The sequence below is a fragment of the Xanthomonas sp. MUS 060 genome (assembly GCF_000963215.1).
GTDB lineage: Bacteria > Pseudomonadota > Gammaproteobacteria > Xanthomonadales > Xanthomonadaceae > Xanthomonas_A.
In genome coordinates, this window is the sequence record NZ_JZIM01000112.1 from 1 (window position 1) to 622 (window position 622).

Below are 622 nucleotides of genomic sequence, written 5' to 3' on the forward strand. Positions count from 1 at the left end.
TTCATCGCACCCTTCGGCATACCGGTCGATCCGGACGTGTAGATAGATCACATACGCCAGATGCCGTGCAGTCAGGCCATTAGCATGGCGGTCGGGATGTCCGGCAGGTGCTGCCAGCGTTCGCCATCGGCTTGCAAATCAATCGACGATCACTGCCGAGGTCACATTGTCCTCGACAAGGTGAGCGCTGACAGTATCCGTCAGCACCGCCACCGCGCCACAATCGGCTTGCATATAGGCCAGCCGCTCCGGCGGATAGGCCGGGTCCAGCGGCACATAGGCACCGCCGGCCTTCAGCACCGCAAGCACCGCCACCACCATCTCCACACTGCGCTGCACGCAGATCGCCACGCGATCATCCGGGCATACGCCCAACTCGCGGACGATCACTGCCGAGGTCACATTGTCCTCGACAAGGTGAGCGCTGACAGTATCCGTCAGCACCGCCACCGCGCCACAATCGGCTTGCATATAGGCCAGCCGCTCCGGCGGATAGGCCGGGTCCAGCGGCACATAGGCACCGCCGGCCTTCAGCACCGCAAGCACCGCCACCACCATCTCCACACTGCGCTGCACGCAGATCGCCACGCGATCATCCGGGCATACGCCCAACTCGCGCAGG

Annotated in this window: 1 protein-coding gene; it reads right to left on the reverse strand. The window is 63.8% G+C overall.

Annotated elements, in window-relative coordinates; genetic code table 11:
- Nucleotides 1–138: 138 nt before the first annotated feature.
- On the reverse strand, nt 139–622 hold a 484-nt coding region (locus XANALMUS060_RS17270), incomplete at its 5' end, for an AMP-binding protein (RefSeq protein WP_045739498.1).